We start from the raw sequence: 17,064 nt of genomic DNA on the forward strand, positions 1-17,064 counted from the left end.
CTCGTGTTAGCCTATTGTTGATGTAAATTATGCCTACGTTAGGTCACGATTTAAAACGATATAAAATTCGATGAGGTAAAAGAAAAACTTATGGCAGGCAATTATCGTCATCGCCTCCCTTTAAATGCTTTAAGGGTATTTGAGGCTTCAGCAAGGCATCTCAGCTTTACTCGAGCTGGACTTGAATTAAGTGTTACTCAGGCTGCCGTGAGTCAACAGGTGCGTTTGCTTGAAGAACAACTCGGAGTGGTATTATTCACCCGTTTGCCTCGAGGGCTTGCGTTAACGGATGAAGGGCTGGCCTTGTTACCCGTCTTGAGCCGTTCGTTTGATCAAATAGAATCATTGCTTCAGCAATTTGAAGATGGGCACTATCATGAAGTGTTGAGTGTTTCTGTGGTCGGAACATTTGCCGTTGGTTGGTTATTATCTCGATTAGCCGCGTTTGCTGATCTCTACCCGTACATTGACTTACGTATCATGACGCATAATAACGTGGTTAACTTAGCCGCTGAAGGGGTAGATTTTGCTATTCGTTTTGGTGAAGGTTTATGGCCCCTAGCTGAAAATACCGCTTTGTTCTCGACGGCTCATACTGTGTTGTGTTCTGAAAAAATGGCACATAAATTAACCCATCCATTGGATCTCAAAGAGCACAATCTCATGCGTTCTTACCGTAAAGATGAATGGGAAAAATGGCAGATTGCAGCCGATCTAGAACCATGGCGGGTCAAAGGGCCGATATTTGATTCATCAAGATTGATGGTTGAAGCGGCATTACTGACTGACAGTATCGCCCTCGCGCCAAGCTGTATGTTTGAGCATGAGCTAAGCGCAGGAATGTTAGTACAGCCTTTTGAGGTCAGTGTAACACTTGGCGGATATTGGCTGAGTCGTTTAAAATCACGCCCAATGACTCCAGCAATGATGATTTTTCAAAACTGGTTGCTAAGTGAAGTCAAATTGCCAGACAATAAACTGGCGTAATATACGCCAGTTTATAAGTAAGCTATTTTCTATAGTATAGTAGCTTCTGCTTGATAATAACTTTTTGATTTAATTATTTCCCCGCTATTTTCATCATGATTTATAATCTCTGAAAAAAAATAGTCGGGTTCAATATTAAATATTTGAGTTAAATAATAAATAGTCTCGACATGAATATTCACTTCGCCATTTTCATAGCGAGATTGGTGTTGTTGGCTAATACCCAGAAGAACACTGAGTTCTTTTCCTGTCATACCGTGTTTCTCTCGTAATGTTCTTATTTTTAAGCCAATAATTTTAGATATATTTTTATCCATATTTTCCAACCCCATTATATTTATCTTAATAAGTGTTTGTCACTAATCAAAATAAAGCTTATCCTTCGAGAAATGATTAATTTCATTTATCTCTTTATCATTTAATTGAAAAAAAACATCTACATTGACGTTAAAAAAATTAGCGTATAAATAAAGTCGATTTAAGTTAATTCTATTAATGCCTCGTTCGTATCTTGATTGTTGTTGCTCACTTACCCCAGTAACTTTGGCAAGCTCGGTTAATGATATTCCTTTCATTTTACGATAATAGGTGATTTTTTTACCTATTATCTTAGATATTGGGTAATAATCAGGCATAGTTAAACCCTTTTATTAAGAGAGAAAACGCGGTATTTTTCTCTGAGTATTAGAAGCCAAAAAAAATTAAATAATAGAGATAAATCTACAATTATATGTAAATAAATGTAAATTAAAAATAACTGTATTGTGTTACTAATGCTCTCTATCTTTTATGGTTGTATTTTAAATATCATTTAAATAATGGAAATAATTTTATTTAAATATAAGTATTTATATACTGTTTAATAAAAATTAATGATAAAGCAATGTAAATTCCACGTGACTTTTAAAGGTACCAGGAAGCATCCCACTGCCAGATCCTTTTACTCTTGCAGATAAAGGGATTTCAACACTACGACTAATGCTATCAATAGGAAAAGTTATTTTTGTTCCATTTTTGATAGTTGATTTATCCAATGTGTTGGCTAAATGCAATGCAGCATTTTGCGAGGTTCCTGTATTGATAAAATAATCGTTATTTGTTGGATCACTGATTCCATTGATGATCATAATTGCTTCTTTAGTATTAATTGGGCAATTTTTAAGCTTTACTGAAAAATCAATCCAAGGAGATGCATTATCATCACGGATATTCCAAGTGTTGATCTTCTTGAAATCAATTAAGTAGTCATTTTTTTCTATTTCACATGGCATTGCAGTGACATAGCCTGAAATATGAATGTTAACTGTATCTGCTAATGATAGTGCCGAGTAGATAAAGAGTGAAAGTAATAGTACGATACGTTTCATCATCCTCTCCCTATAAGTAAATGATAGTCGCAGTGATATTGGCAGAAATAGATCCCGGAACCACATTACCTGCACTAGAAAAGGCGCGAGTTCTTAATGGGATGGTGGCGGTTTGGTTTGCTACAGGTGCCATAAGGGTTTTCTGATTGCCTAGCGGTGTTATGCCATCAGCCGTTTCAAGTTGCACAGCAATATTTTGTGCCGTTCCTTGGTTTTTATATAAGCTATTAATATCACTACTGTCGACAGTACCGCTAAATGTTAATTTCACTTGATCAATGCTTGATGAGCAGTCTGTTAAGTTGATATTAAATTCTTTCCATTCAGAACCACTTTGCGGCGTATTAAACAGATCGATAGGAAGTCTTTTTAAGTCGATATTGATATTGTTGCCGCCGGTAATATTGCAACTTGCCGCTTTAATGTTGCCATTAAAGACTAAATTGATATTTGTCGCAGCGTGAGAGGCAACCGGTACAGTTATAATAGAAATTAATGAGATACAGCAAATGTACTTATTCATATTTAGCTCCTACTCATAACGTATATTGACGGTAGCAGTGGCATTAGCTGAACCCGGTGTGATATCGCTCGCTGTTTTGATGTAGCGCGCTTTCCAGCCGAAAATATAGTCGCCATTAGGTACGTTGTTTTGAATGGTATTTTTAATGCCGAGTGGGATTGGTTGGCCGGCCTTATCGACTAGTTGGATTGCAACACCAGTGGCTTTATTGGCACCAGATAAAGATAATTGTCCTTGAGATGGATTATCGGCACCACTAGTCGCCGTTACGGTGGCTTTAATATTGGTTCCTGGTAGACAGCTAAGAGTGATAGGAATATCTACATCCGTACTGGTGTCACCAATATTTTTAAATTGAGTATCGTACCAGTCACCCATATTAATAGTGGGAACAGAACTTTTTAATGAACAGCTGAGCACCTTAATTTGAATAGCATTTGCCGGCATATTTAAAGCCGCTAAGTACCATGTTGAGTTATAAGGTGCTGGGTTAGTTTGGGTAAAACGAGCAACTACCCCCGATGTTAATGAGCCTGTCGTTGTGACTACACCGGTTTTTTTTATCACGATTGTCCAAGTGGTTGCGAAAACTTGCCAGCTATTTACTCCTGAGCTAGAAGGGCCAAAAGAAGCGTTGAAATTACCGATACCCGCCGTTTGTATTGTGACGCCAATACCTGGAATATTGGTTGCTGCGACGCTATTTGCATCAGGCGTCCAGCCATTGACATAGTTTCCCCTTAAATAAGATGGCCCACATTCTCCACTATTGGGGGCATAAGTATTCAAGGTTGACGAGCTGTATGAGACAGTTAGCGTATCAAGATTTCTAACCGTTGTATCATCGTATTGGATCGTAAATACCCGTGAAGGAATATTTGATTGTAGGTTATTAAAGTCCGAGTTTTGCACACATGCTGCAATAGTATATTCAGAATAAGCAAACAAACACCCGAGCATCGCCGTTAATTTAACTGTTAATTTTTTCATTATCGTTCTCGCTATTACTGACACACAGCCGTGGTTTTATATAGCCCTAAATAATTCGCTAATCCGGCTAAGTTATAATTCACCTGACATTGCTGTTTATCGTTATATTGGATTACAAAGTGACCACTTTCAGCTAAACCAGAAAGATAGATTTCTCCATCGCTACCAACCATGCCATTAAGATTATTGTTATCTTTAAAAATAGCTTGTGCCCCAAATGGAACTGGTTTGCCATCTGCGAATGTGATCACGATTAAGGCACGATAACCCACATTGGCAACAAAGCTGGCTTTCGCTAATGCACCACGACTAGGGGCAACAGTTTGGCTGGTTAAATCCATTTCAGTATTTTCGGGTAAATCAGAGGTCTCAATATCAATCACGTTTTTACGGTATGCAGTAATATAAGGTACTAATGCATAGCCCTGATTATTGGTGATAACACCCGCTTGATTGAGAATAGGTACTCCGCCCGCATGAGGGATCTCTACTAGTGCCGCAGTTTCACCGAGTTGTTGGCCTAAAACGATACCGCCTGAATGGGCGACTAAGCTACCGTTGGCGCCATAATAGAGGTTATAGTTATTTTTACTGTAGCTGGTTCCACCTGACACTTCACCATATTGTCCTTTATAGGAGGCATTTATATTGCCAGATGAGCCTTGCCCTTTATTGGCAACGCTTTGTTGAGCACTCCAATTAAGACGGTTATTTAACTGAGCGGCTGAAACGCCAACTGTTCCCGTGCTATTACCTTGGCTGCTACTGCTAGTATTGACGTTGATATAGGCCGTGTCTTCAAACAAGGCAAATGGAATACTGAGCGAAAAGGCAAACAGGTGGTCATCTTCACTTCTTTTTTTTGTTTCAGTGTAATACATATAGCTACTGGTATTTTTATTATAGGTATAATTCAAGCCATAACTAATACCGTTCCAACTGTTGTTGTAGCCGAGAGTTGCTGATTGTGTTTTACGATCGCTATTCCAATAGTCTTCACTGACGAAACCCGCAGAAATAGAACCGTAGGTATCACCTAGATTTTGATTGAGTGTGATTTCTCCGCGGTTACGACGGCGCTCAATTTCAGGGGTATAGTGAGTATCTCGATAGCCATCAAACACTTCTGATAAACTGTAAAACCCCTTAGTTGAATAACGATAACCTGCTAGAGCAATGTTAGTGCCAATATCGTTTAAGTTTTTGTTATAGCGAAAGCGATAAGATTGGCCTTGATATTTATCATCATTACTTAACGTTGAATTTGCTTGAGTGATATCGACAGATACCGCACCAAGTTGACCTAAGTTTTGCCCTGCACCGAGAGAATAAGATTGATAATGTTCACTCATTTGGCTACCACCATAGGCAGTAATACCATAAGGTAAACCATAAATTAAGGTGAACTGACCAAACTTGGTTTTATCAACATTACCGTCATAAGAACGATATTCGCCGCCCGTAACGCTGTAAGAAAGATAGCCTTCACGCTGTAAGACAGGTAATGAGGCAAAAGGAACAATTTGCACTTGTTCACTGCCGTTAGATTCTTTAATAGTGACATATAAATCACCACTACTGCCCGTCGGGTAGAGATCGGTTATTTCAAATGGTCCAGCGGCAACATCGGTTTGATAAATAATATAACCATTTTGGCGCACGGTGATTTGGGCGTTGCTACGAGCGATACCTCGAACGATAGGGGCGTAACCACGCAGACTTTCAGGGTACATATCATTATCAGTGGCAAGTTGTGCACCACGAAAAGGTACGCTATCAAATACCATTGAAGGGGATACACTGTCACCTAGGACCAACTGGCTTTTTAGACTATTGATGTTACGTGACGCATAGGTATAAATAGTATCCCATTTACTTGATTGGTTATCATTGTTTGACCAAGTGGTGTAATTACGCAAACGCCAAGCGCCAATATTGAGGCCAGGTCGTAAATTGACATAGTTAGATGTGCTATTCGAACCATCATTTTTACGATCATAATTTTTAGAGCCACTATAGCTATAGTTAAGCAATAGTGCGTTTACACCGTTGTCAATATCAGCTAAATCCACGTAACCACGCGGGTTATTATCTAATGCGATTTGTGGAATGCTGAGATACAAACGTTGTGCGTTAAAATCAAACTCACTTGTTGCATCTGGGATCGCCGATAAATTAGCGCACTCTTCACCTGCATGAGCAAGCTCTGGGTAATCGGCAACTTTAATGCCAAATTCTTTGAGATCGGCAAGCGATAAACAAGGTAATAAGGCATTTTGTTTATCTTTCTCAAAGCGTAAACTTTTAGCACCAATTAAGTTATTGTTAATATAGATATCAACATAATAATGACCAGCAATTTGTTGATTATTTTCGAATTGCGATAAATCGACTGATCCTTTATTCGGCAGCTCTAAAAAATCAGGGTCAAAATAGACTTCTTTTTCCGCATGCACAACGGTGATATAGCCTAAATATAAAAATAGGCCAATGCATATTTTATTTATTCTCATGTGAAGACCTAATTTTATTATTGATTATATTTTCGTTTCAGATACCACACTAGCCGAACCATAATCATTAATGATTTCCCATTTAACAATGCCATGAGCAGATGTGTCATTTATTTTAAATGAGGTTGATGTAAATGGTGCAACATAAGAAATATCTTCTGCTTTTTTGCCATTAAATGAAATGCTCTGAAAATTAATATAATAAGGTGTTGGGTTGTTTACCGTAATTTGATTGCCATTTTTAGACCATTTTAATTTTTTTTGCTCTTCAGTAAAATTGACACTTTTAATTGATGTAGGGCGGTATATCAATTTCATTTGCGTTTTAAACGCAATCTGTAATGAGTTTTCAGTTCTTTTTGTTGCAGGTATGGTTTTAATATTTAACCAGAACAATGTTTCTTTATTATTAGGTAATTTATTATCAGTTAAAAAAATTCTTAACGCATTGGTTTTTTCTTGATTTAACCTAAATAAAGGCGGTGTGATGGTGAAATCAGATTGTTTATCTCCTTGTGCACTTTCTATCCACGACTGAATCAAATAAGGGATTTTATCTGGATTTTCGACGCTAATGGTGACATCTTTACTGCCTTCAGGATAAATAACGCGAGTTCCACCAATGATGACTCCAGCATTGGCTGTATTGATTAACATCACTATTGATATAAAGAAAAAAATAATAGGTTTCATATTACCGCCGCCAAGTATAGAGAAATAAGGCCTAAGTCCTTTTAAGCCTTAAACATCAAATTAGTTGTAGTTAATTGTAAACGTCGCTGTGCCGTTTGCGATACCTGATTCTACGTCGGTATCTTTAGCAATATAACGCGCTCTAAAGTCTAGGTTATTCACAACACCAGTACCTGACTGTAAGGCATATTGTTTTGATGCGGTGAATAATGGTATTACAGCGTTCAGGTCATCAGTAATTTGAATGCCGACGCCTTTAGCTTCATTAGGATCGGTTTTTAATGCAATCACACTGTCATCACCTAAATAAGTTTCAGCATCAAATTTAACCGAAGCATTACTCACTGTTGCAGGGCAGTTGGTTAATTTAATGGTAAATTTTGTCGCAGCAGCGGTATCACCTGGCGCTTTAAATGCAGTTTTAGATATTTTGCCTAGGTTAACGGTTAATGCGTCAGAGCCGGATGCTAATTCACAAGCCTGATCAATAATCTCACCTGTAAAATCAATATTGCCATCAGCTGCCAATGCATTATTAATTGCAAAGATAGAAGTAGCCGCAATTAAAGATGCAATTACATTTTTTTTCATTGGTATTTCTCCGAGAAGAATATTTTTTATTTAATGGGGGTATTTAGAGTATTACGCAACTACTCCAATGACGGGTATTTTCCCGCTATTTTTATTAATAAACAAGTTGAGGGGTTTTTAGCTTTAAATTTGACTTTTTGTTTTAAGTAAGGAGTTATTAATTGAAAAACACATTATGAGTTAGATTTTGATCGGATAAAATTCAAGGAAAGAAAATATTAACAATTTGAAATGCTTTTGAACATTTAAAATAACATTGAAATGCTTTATAAAAAATATAAATGGTCAATTTCTACTATATCTAACGGATAGTGTGTAATTGAATAATGATTATTCTGTTGGTTTTTTTCAGTGAGTGAGATTTGCTATATTATGATGTTCAAATAAAGATATGTATTTATTAATTTCAGCTTTTTTGATTTTGAAATTAATTATGGTTCTCATTTTCATCTGTTTAATTGAATAAAGAATAGAAACTAAGCTCTACTCTTTATTCGATGCCCAATTCTTTTAATTTACGAGTTAATGTATTACGACCCCAACCAAGCAAACGTGCCGCTTCTTGTTTGTGCCCATTAGTATATTTCAGTGCACAGTTCAACATGGTGTGCTCCATTAATGGCGTGGTTTGAGCAAGCAAATTTTCTTTACCATCAGCCAGTGCGTCCTGAGTCCAGCGTTCAAGTAATTCAAACCATGGCACATTGTTATTGGTTTGATAGTTGTTAGAGATTGATATCATGGTCGTGTTTTCTTGCTGACGGTTATCCAACAAGTCCTCTGGTAAATCTTGCGGTAAGATCTCTTGGCTGGCAGCCATCACCGTTAACCAACGACAGACATTTTCTAATTGCCTAACATTACCTGACCAATAATAGCGTTGTAGGATTTGCTCGCTATCTGGATGTAGAATTTTACTATCAACACCTAATTCCTTGGCCGTGTTTTGCAAAAAATAGTGTGCAAGTCGTGGAATATCTTCTGTTCTTTCTCTTAATGGGGGTAATTGCACACGAATAACATTTAAGCGATGAAATAAATCTTCACGAAATAAACCTTCTTTCACTCGTTTTTCGAGATCTTGGTGGGTCGCGGCGATAATACGTACATCGACTTTCACTGGTGTGTAGCCACCGATGCGATAGAATTGCCCTTCAGCAAGTACGCGTAATAGTCGCGTTTGGACATCTAGTGGCATGTCTCCGATTTCATCCAAGAACAAAGAGCCACCGTTAGCTTGTTCAAAGCGGCCTTGTCTGACTTGTGTTGCACCAGTAAATGCGCCTTTTTCATGACCAAATAGCTCTGATTCAATTAAGTCTTTAGGGATGGCAGCCATATTTAATGCAATAAAAGGCCCATTAGCTCGTGGGCTGTGTTGGTGCAGTGCATGTGCAACCAACTCTTTACCTGTACCTGACTCGCCATTAATTAGCACACTAATCGATGAACGAGAAAGGCGGCCAATGATGCGATAAACATCTTGCATCGCTGGCGCTTCACCAATCATCGTTGAAGAAACACTGTCTGTTTTTTGCTTGTTGTCTTTTTCAACGTGGTTTTGTTCTCGGCTATGGCTTAATGCTCGCTCAACTAAAGCAACGGTTTCATCAATATCAAAAGGTTTTGGTAAATAATCAAAAGCCCCTGATTGATAGGCATTGACTGCCGCATCAAGATCTGAGTGCGCGGTCATAATAATGATAGGTAGTAGTGGGTGTGACTGCTTTAGCTGATTGAGTAAAGCTAAACCATCGACGCCAGGCATACGGATATCTGATAGCAATACATCAGGTTGGCTATGTTCTAAGGCGGCAAGAACGCTATCTGCGCTATCAAAACAGGTGCAGTGGAATGACGCGCTATTAAGTGCTCGTTCAAGCACCCAGCGGATAGAACTGTCATCATCAACAACCCAAATTTTTCCCTGTTGCATCGTCACCTCCTACTTTTTAATTGGCAGATAAATAGAAAACTCGGTATGACCGGGCCAACTGGTAAAGTCAATTTTGCCTGAATGTTGATCAACTAAGCTGTGAACAATAGATAGCCCCAACCCAGTGCCTCCTATTCGGCCGCTTACCATCGGGTAAAATAATGTATCTTGAATAGAAAGTGGAATTCCTGGCCCATCATCTTCAATATCAATTCGTGCAGCGAGGCGATAACGTTCACCTTGCAACATAACTTGAAAAGCGGTTCGGGTACGTAGTGTGATCGTTCCCCCCGTTTCGGAGAGCGCTTGTAAAGCATTACGAATAATATTCAGGAGAACTTGTTCAATTTGGTCTGGATAATACTCAAGATCAGGCAAACTTGGGTCGTAATCACGGATCAAACTCACATTGTCTGGTTTTTCTAATGACACTAAGCGTGCGATATTTTCAGCACTATGATGAATACTCTGTTGTGTTTTAGGACCAGGGTATTGTGGACCGAGTAACCTATCAACTAAGGCTCTTAGCCGATCAGCTTGCTCAATAATCACTTGAGTATATTCATTCAGTTGAGGATCAGGTAATGCTTTAGAAAGTAGTTGAGCTGCGCCTCTCAATCCACCTAATGGATTTTTAATTTCATGAGCTAAACCACGGATCAACTCTCTTGCAGCTAGTTGCTGGGCATTTTGTGCCTGCTCTTGGCTAAGGCGGCGTTGGCTATCGAGTTGGGAGAGTTCCAACAAAATAAATTGTGCTGAAAAAGGCTGCGCACTTAAGGACATCACATGAGAGTGGTTGTTAAAAACCAATGTGACTTCATTATCTGTAAAGCTATGGCCTTCTTTTAGGCTATTAATCATTAATTCATCATTCAATGAACAATAACTACAAAGTACAGGTAGCGGTGTGCCATATATTTTGCGTTGGCTTTGCGCGAGTATTTGCAGCGCGGCATGGTTGGCGTAGTGGATCACAAGGTCATAATCAACGATTAAGACACTGTTTAACAGTGAATCAAGGATGTGTTCCGGCGCTGGCAAATGTTCGGCTTTCATGTAATTCTGCTCCTGCACTATTTTGGTGCATTATACTTGATTTACCCAACAAAGCTGCAATTTGAATCAGGATACGGTCAATTAAACGTTGCCACCAAAATCGCTAGGGAGAAAAGGCCCCATCAGAGATGGGGCAAATGTTTCACGGCAACAAAGACTAACAGTGGAACGGCGTGTTACACACTGTAGTACATTTCAAATTCTAGTGGGTGTGGCGTCATACGGACACGTTGAATGTCACCACGCAGTAATTCGATATAAGCGTCAATAGCATCATCAGTGAAGACACCGCCACGGGTTAAGAACTCGCGGTTTTTATCTAATTCAGCCAAGGCTTCTTCTAATGATCCTGCTACTGTTGGAATTTCTTTTGCTTCTTCTGGTGGCAAATCGTACAGGTTTTTATCCATCGCATCGCCAGGGTGGATCTTGTTGATAATACCATCAAGACCAGCCATCAACTGTGCTGCAAACGCTAAGTATGGGTTTGCTGCTGGGTCTGGGAAGCGAACTTCGATACGACGTGCTTTAGTGCTTGCAACTACTGGGATACGAATAGATGCAGAGCGGTTACGTGCAGAGTAAGCCAACATCACTGGTGCTTCGTAACCTGGAACTAAACGCTTGTATGAGTTAGTGGTTGGGTTAGTAAAGGCATTCAGTGCACGTGCATGTTTGATAATACCGCCAATGTAGTACAGCGCCATTTCAGATAAACCGCCGTATTTGTCACCTGCAAACAGGTTGATACCGTCTTTTGACAGTGACATGTGGCAGTGCATACCTGAACCGTTATCGCCCACTAATGGTTTTGGCATAAAGGTTGCTGTTTTACCGTAAGCGTGAGCAACGTTATGAACAACATACTTATAGATTTGGGTTTCATCCGCTTTTTTGGTCATGGTATTAAAACGACATGCCACTTCGTTTTGGCCTGCTGTTGCCACTTCATGGTGGTGAGCTTCAACGACTAAGCCCATCTCTTCCATGGTAGTACACATTGCAGAACGCAGATCTTGTGAAGAATCGACTGGTGGTACTGGGAAATAACCGCCTTTAACTCCCGGACGATGGCCTTTATTACCGCCTTCGTATTTTGTTCCAGTGTTCCAAGCCGCTTCGATATCATCGATTTGATAGAAGCTATTATGCATGCTGTTACCAAAACGGATGTCATCAAAGATAAAGAATTCAGGCTCTGGGCCAAACAGAACGGTATCCGCGATGCCACTTGCACGCAGGAAGTCTTCAGCGCGTTGAGAAATTGAGCGTGGGTCGCGGTCATAACCTTGCATGGTGCCCGGCTCAAGAATGTCACAGCGAATAATCAAGGTAGGCTCAGCAAAGAATGGGTCAAGCATCGCTGTTGATGGATCTGGCATCAATACCATGTCAGATTCGTTGATGCCTTTCCAGCCACCAATCGATGAACCATCAAACATTTTACCTTCTTCAAAGAAGTCTTCGTTGACTTGATGAGCAGGGATGGTGATATGTTGCTCTTTACCTTTAGTATCAGTAAAACGCAAATCGATAAATTTTACTTTGTGCTCTTCTATCAGCGATAAAACGTGTTCTGCGGACATCGTCGGCTCTCCTGGTCAGGTCGGGTCTGTAAAATAACCACATATACTCTACTCGTCATACTTCAAGTTGCAGCGCTTTTTGTTCAGGCATAGCGGCTACGCTCACTCACCGTGACTCACATACTTATGTATGCTCTTAGCGACTCACTCACTTGTCGCCTTGCTGCATCTCGAATTATTTAGAGTATATAAGTGTTACTTTGTGCAGTTATTTTTGGGCTTTTCAGCCTCAATTATTCAAGATGTAACTTTCTCACATGCAAGTATAAGCGAAAAGCATGCCAACTTTTTAAAACAGCGTAAATACTGGGTGTTACACGACCATAAAAAATTAGTAAGTGAATAAACGATACTTTTTGCACCATAATGGTGCTTTTTAATGTTGCATTGCACTATAATGGTGCTTTGTCATAAAGGGCATGACATTTATAGTGCATATCAACTTTTTTATGTCTTAAGAGTAGACCATTTTGAATAATTGTATCTATTAAATGAGATTTAAATATTCTTGCTAATTTCTCTTTAATTATTAACTAATAATTAAATTGTTTTTATTTTTAATAAAAAAATTATTAAATAGTTTGACGTTATTAAACTGGAAATGATATTAAATAGGTTGTTATTTTTTATATTACACCATTAATTTAAATCGTAGATACGCATGTTGCCTTTATGCTATTTAGTAATTTCATTTAATTATATAACTAACAAGGTGATTTATGACTAAGATATCTGAGGTTGCAAAAATATATAAAGATACCCCTATTGTTTTAGAAGATGATAATTTAAAAAATAATAGTTTTATTGATATGGTATTGAATACCACTGATGTCGCGGTATCTGCTTTCGACAGACTCGCTTATTTAGCGGGTATAAAAAATGCGCCTGCTGATGATAAGTATTCAAGCTTAAACATGAGCAGTTTAAGTTCATTTCTAGATAGTGCGAAAGAGGCTGGTTACGATATTGAGATTGTAGCCATTTGATTATAAGGTGGTTTATGCTCTTTGCTTGTAAGCCTACATTTAATCGAAAAGTGAATAACTTTAGATGTTTATCGTTGACCCAACAGTTAACATAAAAAGCTACGATTATTAGATTCTAGCATCGCACTGTAGGATGAAATACATCGAGTATAAACTGCCTTTCTATTTTAGGGATAGGCTATGAGTATAGATATAGATGAATTGAATAATGGAATAATTATTGATGGTTTGCATTGGGTCGCACGTTGGAGAATTAATAATGGGAAAGACGATTCTTTTGTTGTGCCTTTCCCAACGACCTATCCCGTGAATATTGTCTATCACGGTGAAAGTAAATTTAAATATGGGCAATATGGTATTCATTTAGGGCAGCAAGATGTACTCACATTTCTTGGTAGTGAAAAAAAACGTATACTTGCAAAATTTATTGATTGCCGTATAGGCTCCCCTACATTCAAGAGTAAACAAGAGTTTTATATTACCCCTTCATCTGCAAAAACATTAGTGATCCCTCCAGGGGTAGCACATACCTTTCATAACTTAGAATATATCTACACATTAAATAGTTACAAGATCCTATTACCTACATTAGAGCAAATTTGTTGCGGCGAAGTTTATTGGACTCCTGAAAGTGACATTATCAATATACCTGAAGATATCGAACTGGATGATATTACAGGTTATTTACCAATGTCAGAGGAGGCATCGGATTTGGTGTATCACCAAATAGGCAAATTTCAGTTTGAAAATTTGAATATGTACCGTTATCAACACGCTGAAACAAGGAAATTTACGCTTAATAGTGGAGAGATTATTAATGTCAGGGTTCGAGAGGAAAATCATGATTGGCCTAAGTTGGTGTTGCCTGAATCTAAAATTGAAGGCGTGATTTTTAAAGAGTTACCATCGATAAAAACAGGTACCGAAAGTTGTATTGTTCCACTGACTCGCCAATCGCCTCTTTATCTCGTTGAACATGGGGAAGAGAGTTATGACTTTGATTCATATGGTTTACATCTTGGGCAAGAGGATCATCTTGTTTTCCTTGGGAACTCAACGCAAAAAATTACGCTGAAACTAGTGGACATGAGAGAAGGTTCAAACTCCCAATTTATAGAAGATGAAATCACGTTTTTTCCATCACCATATGTTGAATTAATTATTCCTTGTGGTGTTGCTCATGCCTTAAGCAATATGGCAAAGATTATTACGGTTAATCGGCCTGTGCTTTATCTCGATGATCAATTTCAATATTTACCGGGTAATGATGTCATTGATTGGCCGATAAATGACATTAACTATATGAGTTATAAAGTGAATACCATTGAAGCAAACAGCGAATATTATGCACATATCGTGACACAACAATTAGAAATCATTAAAACACCTCCAACTCATAGCACACCAAAGTCAGTTGTCATTTATGATGAAAGTATCGGTAAGCATGTAAAAGTCATATTAAAAGAAAAAATTGAAGGTAGAGCATAAGTATGAATACTTCCTTTTTTTATTTTCTTTTTCTCGTGCTAACTGCTGATGGCATTATGGTTTTTTTGACACCAGTTGTCGTTTACACACTGACAGGAAGTATCGAGTATGCAGGAATGTCGTATGCTATTTGGTGGTTGCCAAGGCTGATACTTATTCCATTAGTTGGCAAGCTAATTGATAGCATTGGTGTTAGGCCATTATCAATAATTTCTGACATGGTTAAAATTGTTGGATGTGTTTTCTTATTATTATTTGAGTTTAAAGACCCTCTAATAGTCTCTATCGCCTTTGGCATCGTAGGTAGTTTTGTCTCAATCGGTAATTCACAAACTATTATTGCCTATGAAAAAATCATTGCGTTATTAAGTCAGCAGAAGGAACACCATGTTAATTTAATATCAAGAATGGATTTTTTGGGTATGGTGATAGGGCCCATTATTGGTATGTTGCTTATTGATATTGGTTACCAATATATTTTATTTATTCCTTGTCTGCTTTATTTTAGTAACGCTTGTTATTTTCTTTTTACTAAAGCAAATTTAAGCATTGATGTAAATGAAAGCAAAGAAATAACCAGAAAATTTAGCAATGAAAATAACACGAACCCGTTAGGTTTCATCTTATCTGTGCCTATCATTTTAGGTACAATCGGTGTGGCGGTAGGCAATAATTTTTTTGATGGGCTAGTTGAATCTGCTGGGACAGCGATTATTGATCAAGCCATGGCGCTACCCGTTAAATTTTTTGGACTTATCGATGTAGCGGCAGGGGTCTGTGGGGTATTAGGTACATATATTTATAGCCTCATTTCTAGTCGAGTTTCTCGACGGGGTATTTTAATCTTTGGTCTTATCGCTATTGTTATTCCTTCGATTATGCTTGTTTCAAATATCAATTCAATATGGATATTTGTTATCAGCTATTCATTGACGATCATTGGAAAAGTTATTACAGGGAATATTAATAGAATTATTAGAATTGAAGTTATTCCGACGAAAGTATTAGCCAGTACATCTTCCCTCATTGTATTGATTGGTCAATTGATACTACCAGTTACAGGCTTGTTATTGTTTTTATTTGGTGGGAAGCCTTATATCGTGAGTTATTTTATGATGCTTTCTATTGCAATTACATTGGTATCTGGCTGTGTTCTGTATGCTTATATGGGGCATAAGTATATTAAACAATAAAAGGTTTAAGTTCATGGTTTTTATTAAATAGTGATAAAAATATAGGAAGTCTATTATAATGTGCTGATTTTGATAATTAAAAAACTTAGTATAATAGGGATGATGTATCCATTGGTTAGTCATCCCTATAACTCAATGAAAATATTGATATTTTTTTAATTAATATTTATAGGTAGTTTAGCACTGTATAAAATGAAGGAAAAATAAAAATTAATTTTGGCATTAATCATCAATTAATGAGCAATAATAGATCATGATTATTGAGCTGAAAGGAATTTTTAATCGTAATAATTAGCCTTGCATCACCCTAGGGGGGTTACAAGGCTGATAGTTAGTGTAGATGATGCCTCTTTACTGCTCATCATCACTAGTAAGCAGAGTATTGACTTGCTCAATCTGTTGCACTGCATCATTAATGATCTGTGCAATCTGACGTGTTTGTGCTTCATTGAGTTGCTTGAGCACCATTTTATGGCGTAATAGCGCCTTGAAACGATGCACTGCCATTTCGATGTCTTCGGCTAAATTACCACCGTGTTGCATATCACGTGCTTTTGCAAGTTTGCGGAAAATAGTCGCTTCAGTTTCTTGATTAAGCTGTAAATGCTCAGCACCTTCAGCGGTGATCTTAAAACTTTTACGATTACGTTCTACTATTTCAGATTCAAGGAAACCCTGTTCTTCAAGCAATGTGAGAGTGGGGTAAATAACGCCAGGGCTTGGCACATAAAGGCCACTCGAGGCTTCTTGAATATCTTTAATGATTTCGTAACCATAGCTTGGTTTTTTGGCAACTAATGAAAGCACCATAATATGTAAATCGCCATGGTCGAATAAACGACGTAGCCCACGGCCTCTATGACGGCCTTCACTGCGTCCACGTCCTTCGCCATGACCACGACGGCCTTCACCGTGTCCACGACCTTCGCCGTGGCAATGACGGCCTTCACCGTGTCCGCGACCTTCGCCGTGGCAACATTGGTGTCCATGGTCGTCTTCATGGCGTGAATGATAAACATGACGGCAAGAATGAATTCGCATATAATTCTCCTTGTTTAGATATATCGAATTAAGTTGTATTCAATATAATTAGATATATCTAATTAGTCAATTTAGATATATCTAAATTGCAAAAAAGGGTCAAAAAATGGA

At 38.1% G+C, this 17,064-nt stretch carries 16 protein-coding genes; 4 read left to right on the forward strand and 12 right to left on the reverse strand.

The window, feature by feature from the left end:
- Positions 1 to 90: 90 nt before the first annotated feature.
- Entirely contained in the window at positions 91 to 987 is an 897-nt protein-coding gene (locus tag AC3Z9T_RS18400; protein ID WP_490127544.1) for a LysR substrate-binding domain-containing protein, read from the forward strand.
- Positions 988 to 1,016: 29 nt separating this feature from the next.
- Here the strand turns inward: AC3Z9T_RS18400 and AC3Z9T_RS18405 are convergent, their stop codons facing one another.
- From AC3Z9T_RS18405 to glnA, 11 genes are all read right to left on the reverse strand, one after another.
- On the reverse strand, positions 1,017 to 1,304 hold the full coding sequence (locus tag AC3Z9T_RS18405) for a helix-turn-helix domain-containing protein (protein WP_490127545.1): 288 nt from the start codon (positions 1,302 to 1,304) through the stop codon (positions 1,017 to 1,019).
- A 42-nt stretch (positions 1,305 to 1,346) separates the two neighbouring features.
- Positions 1,347 to 1,622 (reverse strand): helix-turn-helix domain-containing protein, encoded by a 276-nt coding sequence (locus AC3Z9T_RS18410; protein ID WP_490127546.1) that lies wholly within the window; start codon positions 1,620 to 1,622, stop codon positions 1,347 to 1,349.
- A 234-nt stretch (positions 1,623 to 1,856) separates the two neighbouring features.
- Complete coding sequence (locus tag AC3Z9T_RS18415; protein WP_490127547.1) at positions 1,857 to 2,357, reverse strand: fimbrial protein; 501 nt, start codon at positions 2,355 to 2,357, stop codon at positions 1,857 to 1,859.
- A 7-nt stretch (positions 2,358 to 2,364) separates the two neighbouring features.
- Positions 2,365 to 2,877, reverse strand: a complete 513-nt coding sequence (locus AC3Z9T_RS18420; protein WP_490127548.1) for a fimbrial protein — start codon at positions 2,875 to 2,877, stop codon at positions 2,365 to 2,367.
- 9 nt (positions 2,878 to 2,886) lie between these two features.
- Entirely contained in the window at positions 2,887 to 3,867 is a 981-nt protein-coding gene (locus tag AC3Z9T_RS18425; protein ID WP_490127549.1) for a fimbrial protein, read from the reverse strand.
- A gap of 14 nt (positions 3,868 to 3,881) precedes the next feature.
- Positions 3,882 to 6,380, reverse strand: coding sequence for a fimbria/pilus outer membrane usher protein (locus tag AC3Z9T_RS18430; RefSeq protein WP_490127550.1), 2,499 nt, complete (start codon positions 6,378 to 6,380; stop codon positions 3,882 to 3,884).
- A gap of 24 nt (positions 6,381 to 6,404) precedes the next feature.
- Positions 6,405 to 7,073: a fimbrial biogenesis chaperone gene (locus AC3Z9T_RS18435; protein ID WP_490127551.1), complete on the reverse strand. Its 669-nt coding sequence runs from the start codon at positions 7,071 to 7,073 to the stop codon at positions 6,405 to 6,407.
- 60 nt (positions 7,074 to 7,133) lie between these two features.
- Complete coding sequence (locus tag AC3Z9T_RS18440) at positions 7,134 to 7,664, reverse strand: fimbrial protein (RefSeq protein ID WP_490127552.1); 531 nt, start codon at positions 7,662 to 7,664, stop codon at positions 7,134 to 7,136.
- Positions 7,665 to 8,154: 490 nt separating this feature from the next.
- The gene (gene glnG / locus AC3Z9T_RS18445) at positions 8,155 to 9,600 is read right to left on the reverse strand and encodes a nitrogen regulation protein NR(I) (protein WP_490127553.1); all 1,446 of its coding nucleotides are present in this window, start codon (positions 9,598 to 9,600) and stop codon (positions 8,155 to 8,157) included.
- 9 nt (positions 9,601 to 9,609) lie between these two features.
- Complete coding sequence (gene glnL / locus AC3Z9T_RS18450; protein ID WP_490127554.1) at positions 9,610 to 10,659, reverse strand: nitrogen regulation protein NR(II); 1,050 nt, start codon at positions 10,657 to 10,659, stop codon at positions 9,610 to 9,612.
- A gap of 176 nt (positions 10,660 to 10,835) precedes the next feature.
- Positions 10,836 to 12,245, reverse strand: coding sequence for a glutamate--ammonia ligase (glnA, locus tag AC3Z9T_RS18455; RefSeq protein WP_490127555.1), 1,410 nt, complete (start codon positions 12,243 to 12,245; stop codon positions 10,836 to 10,838).
- A 719-nt stretch (positions 12,246 to 12,964) separates the two neighbouring features.
- On the opposite strand from glnA, the gene AC3Z9T_RS18460 reads away from it, so the two are divergent.
- The 3 genes from AC3Z9T_RS18460 to AC3Z9T_RS18470 all read left to right on the forward strand — a co-directional run bounded on the left by AC3Z9T_RS18460 (position 12,965) and on the right by AC3Z9T_RS18470 (position 15,912).
- Positions 12,965 to 13,231: an XRE family transcriptional regulator gene (locus AC3Z9T_RS18460; protein ID WP_490127556.1), complete on the forward strand. Its 267-nt coding sequence runs from the start codon at positions 12,965 to 12,967 to the stop codon at positions 13,229 to 13,231.
- A 180-nt stretch (positions 13,232 to 13,411) separates the two neighbouring features.
- Positions 13,412 to 14,719: a dTDP-4-dehydrorhamnose 3,5-epimerase family protein gene (locus AC3Z9T_RS18465; protein ID WP_490127557.1), complete on the forward strand. Its 1,308-nt coding sequence runs from the start codon at positions 13,412 to 13,414 to the stop codon at positions 14,717 to 14,719.
- 2 nt (positions 14,720 to 14,721) lie between these two features.
- Positions 14,722 to 15,912 carry an MFS transporter gene (locus AC3Z9T_RS18470; protein ID WP_490127558.1) on the forward strand — a complete coding sequence of 397 codons (1,191 nt, stop codon included), beginning with the start codon at positions 14,722 to 14,724 and terminating at the stop codon, positions 15,910 to 15,912.
- A gap of 351 nt (positions 15,913 to 16,263) precedes the next feature.
- On the opposite strand, the gene AC3Z9T_RS18475 is transcribed toward AC3Z9T_RS18470, so the two are convergent.
- Positions 16,264 to 16,953 (reverse strand): PadR family transcriptional regulator, encoded by a 690-nt coding sequence (locus tag AC3Z9T_RS18475; protein WP_490127559.1) that lies wholly within the window; start codon positions 16,951 to 16,953, stop codon positions 16,264 to 16,266.
- Positions 16,954 to 17,064: the final 111 nt, after the last annotated feature.

The organism is Providencia sp. 6390 (assembly GCF_058148425.1).

Excerpts from the sequence above, each read along its gene's own strand:
- AC3Z9T_RS18410 (WP_490127546.1), bottom strand. The coding sequence starts at position 1,622 with ATGCCTGATTATTACCCAATATCTAAGATAATAGGTAAAAAAATCACC.
- glnL (WP_490127554.1), bottom strand. The coding sequence starts at position 10,659 with ATGAAAGCCGAACATTTGCCAGCGCCGGAACACATCCTTGATTCACTG.
- AC3Z9T_RS18475 (WP_490127559.1), bottom strand. The coding sequence starts at position 16,953 with ATGCGAATTCATTCTTGCCGTCATGTTTATCATTCACGCCATGAAGAC.
- glnA (WP_490127555.1), bottom strand. The coding sequence starts at position 12,245 with ATGTCCGCAGAACACGTTTTATCGCTGATAGAAGAGCACAAAGTAAAA.
- AC3Z9T_RS18405 (WP_490127545.1), bottom strand. The coding sequence starts at position 1,304 with ATGGATAAAAATATATCTAAAATTATTGGCTTAAAAATAAGAACATTA.
- AC3Z9T_RS18435 (WP_490127551.1), bottom strand. The coding sequence starts at position 7,073 with ATGAAACCTATTATTTTTTTCTTTATATCAATAGTGATGTTAATCAAT.
- AC3Z9T_RS18460 (WP_490127556.1), top strand. The coding sequence starts at position 12,965 with ATGACTAAGATATCTGAGGTTGCAAAAATATATAAAGATACCCCTATT.
- AC3Z9T_RS18420 (WP_490127548.1), bottom strand. The coding sequence starts at position 2,877 with ATGAATAAGTACATTTGCTGTATCTCATTAATTTCTATTATAACTGTA.
- AC3Z9T_RS18400 (WP_490127544.1), top strand. The coding sequence starts at position 91 with ATGGCAGGCAATTATCGTCATCGCCTCCCTTTAAATGCTTTAAGGGTA.
- AC3Z9T_RS18440 (WP_490127552.1), bottom strand. The coding sequence starts at position 7,664 with ATGAAAAAAAATGTAATTGCATCTTTAATTGCGGCTACTTCTATCTTT.
- AC3Z9T_RS18415 (WP_490127547.1), bottom strand. The coding sequence starts at position 2,357 with ATGATGAAACGTATCGTACTATTACTTTCACTCTTTATCTACTCGGCA.
- AC3Z9T_RS18470 (WP_490127558.1), top strand. The coding sequence starts at position 14,722 with ATGAATACTTCCTTTTTTTATTTTCTTTTTCTCGTGCTAACTGCTGAT.
- glnG (WP_490127553.1), bottom strand. The coding sequence starts at position 9,600 with ATGCAACAGGGAAAAATTTGGGTTGTTGATGATGACAGTTCTATCCGC.
- AC3Z9T_RS18425 (WP_490127549.1), bottom strand. The coding sequence starts at position 3,867 with ATGAAAAAATTAACAGTTAAATTAACGGCGATGCTCGGGTGTTTGTTT.
- AC3Z9T_RS18430 (WP_490127550.1), bottom strand. The coding sequence starts at position 6,380 with ATGAGAATAAATAAAATATGCATTGGCCTATTTTTATATTTAGGCTAT.
- AC3Z9T_RS18465 (WP_490127557.1), top strand. The coding sequence starts at position 13,412 with ATGAGTATAGATATAGATGAATTGAATAATGGAATAATTATTGATGGT.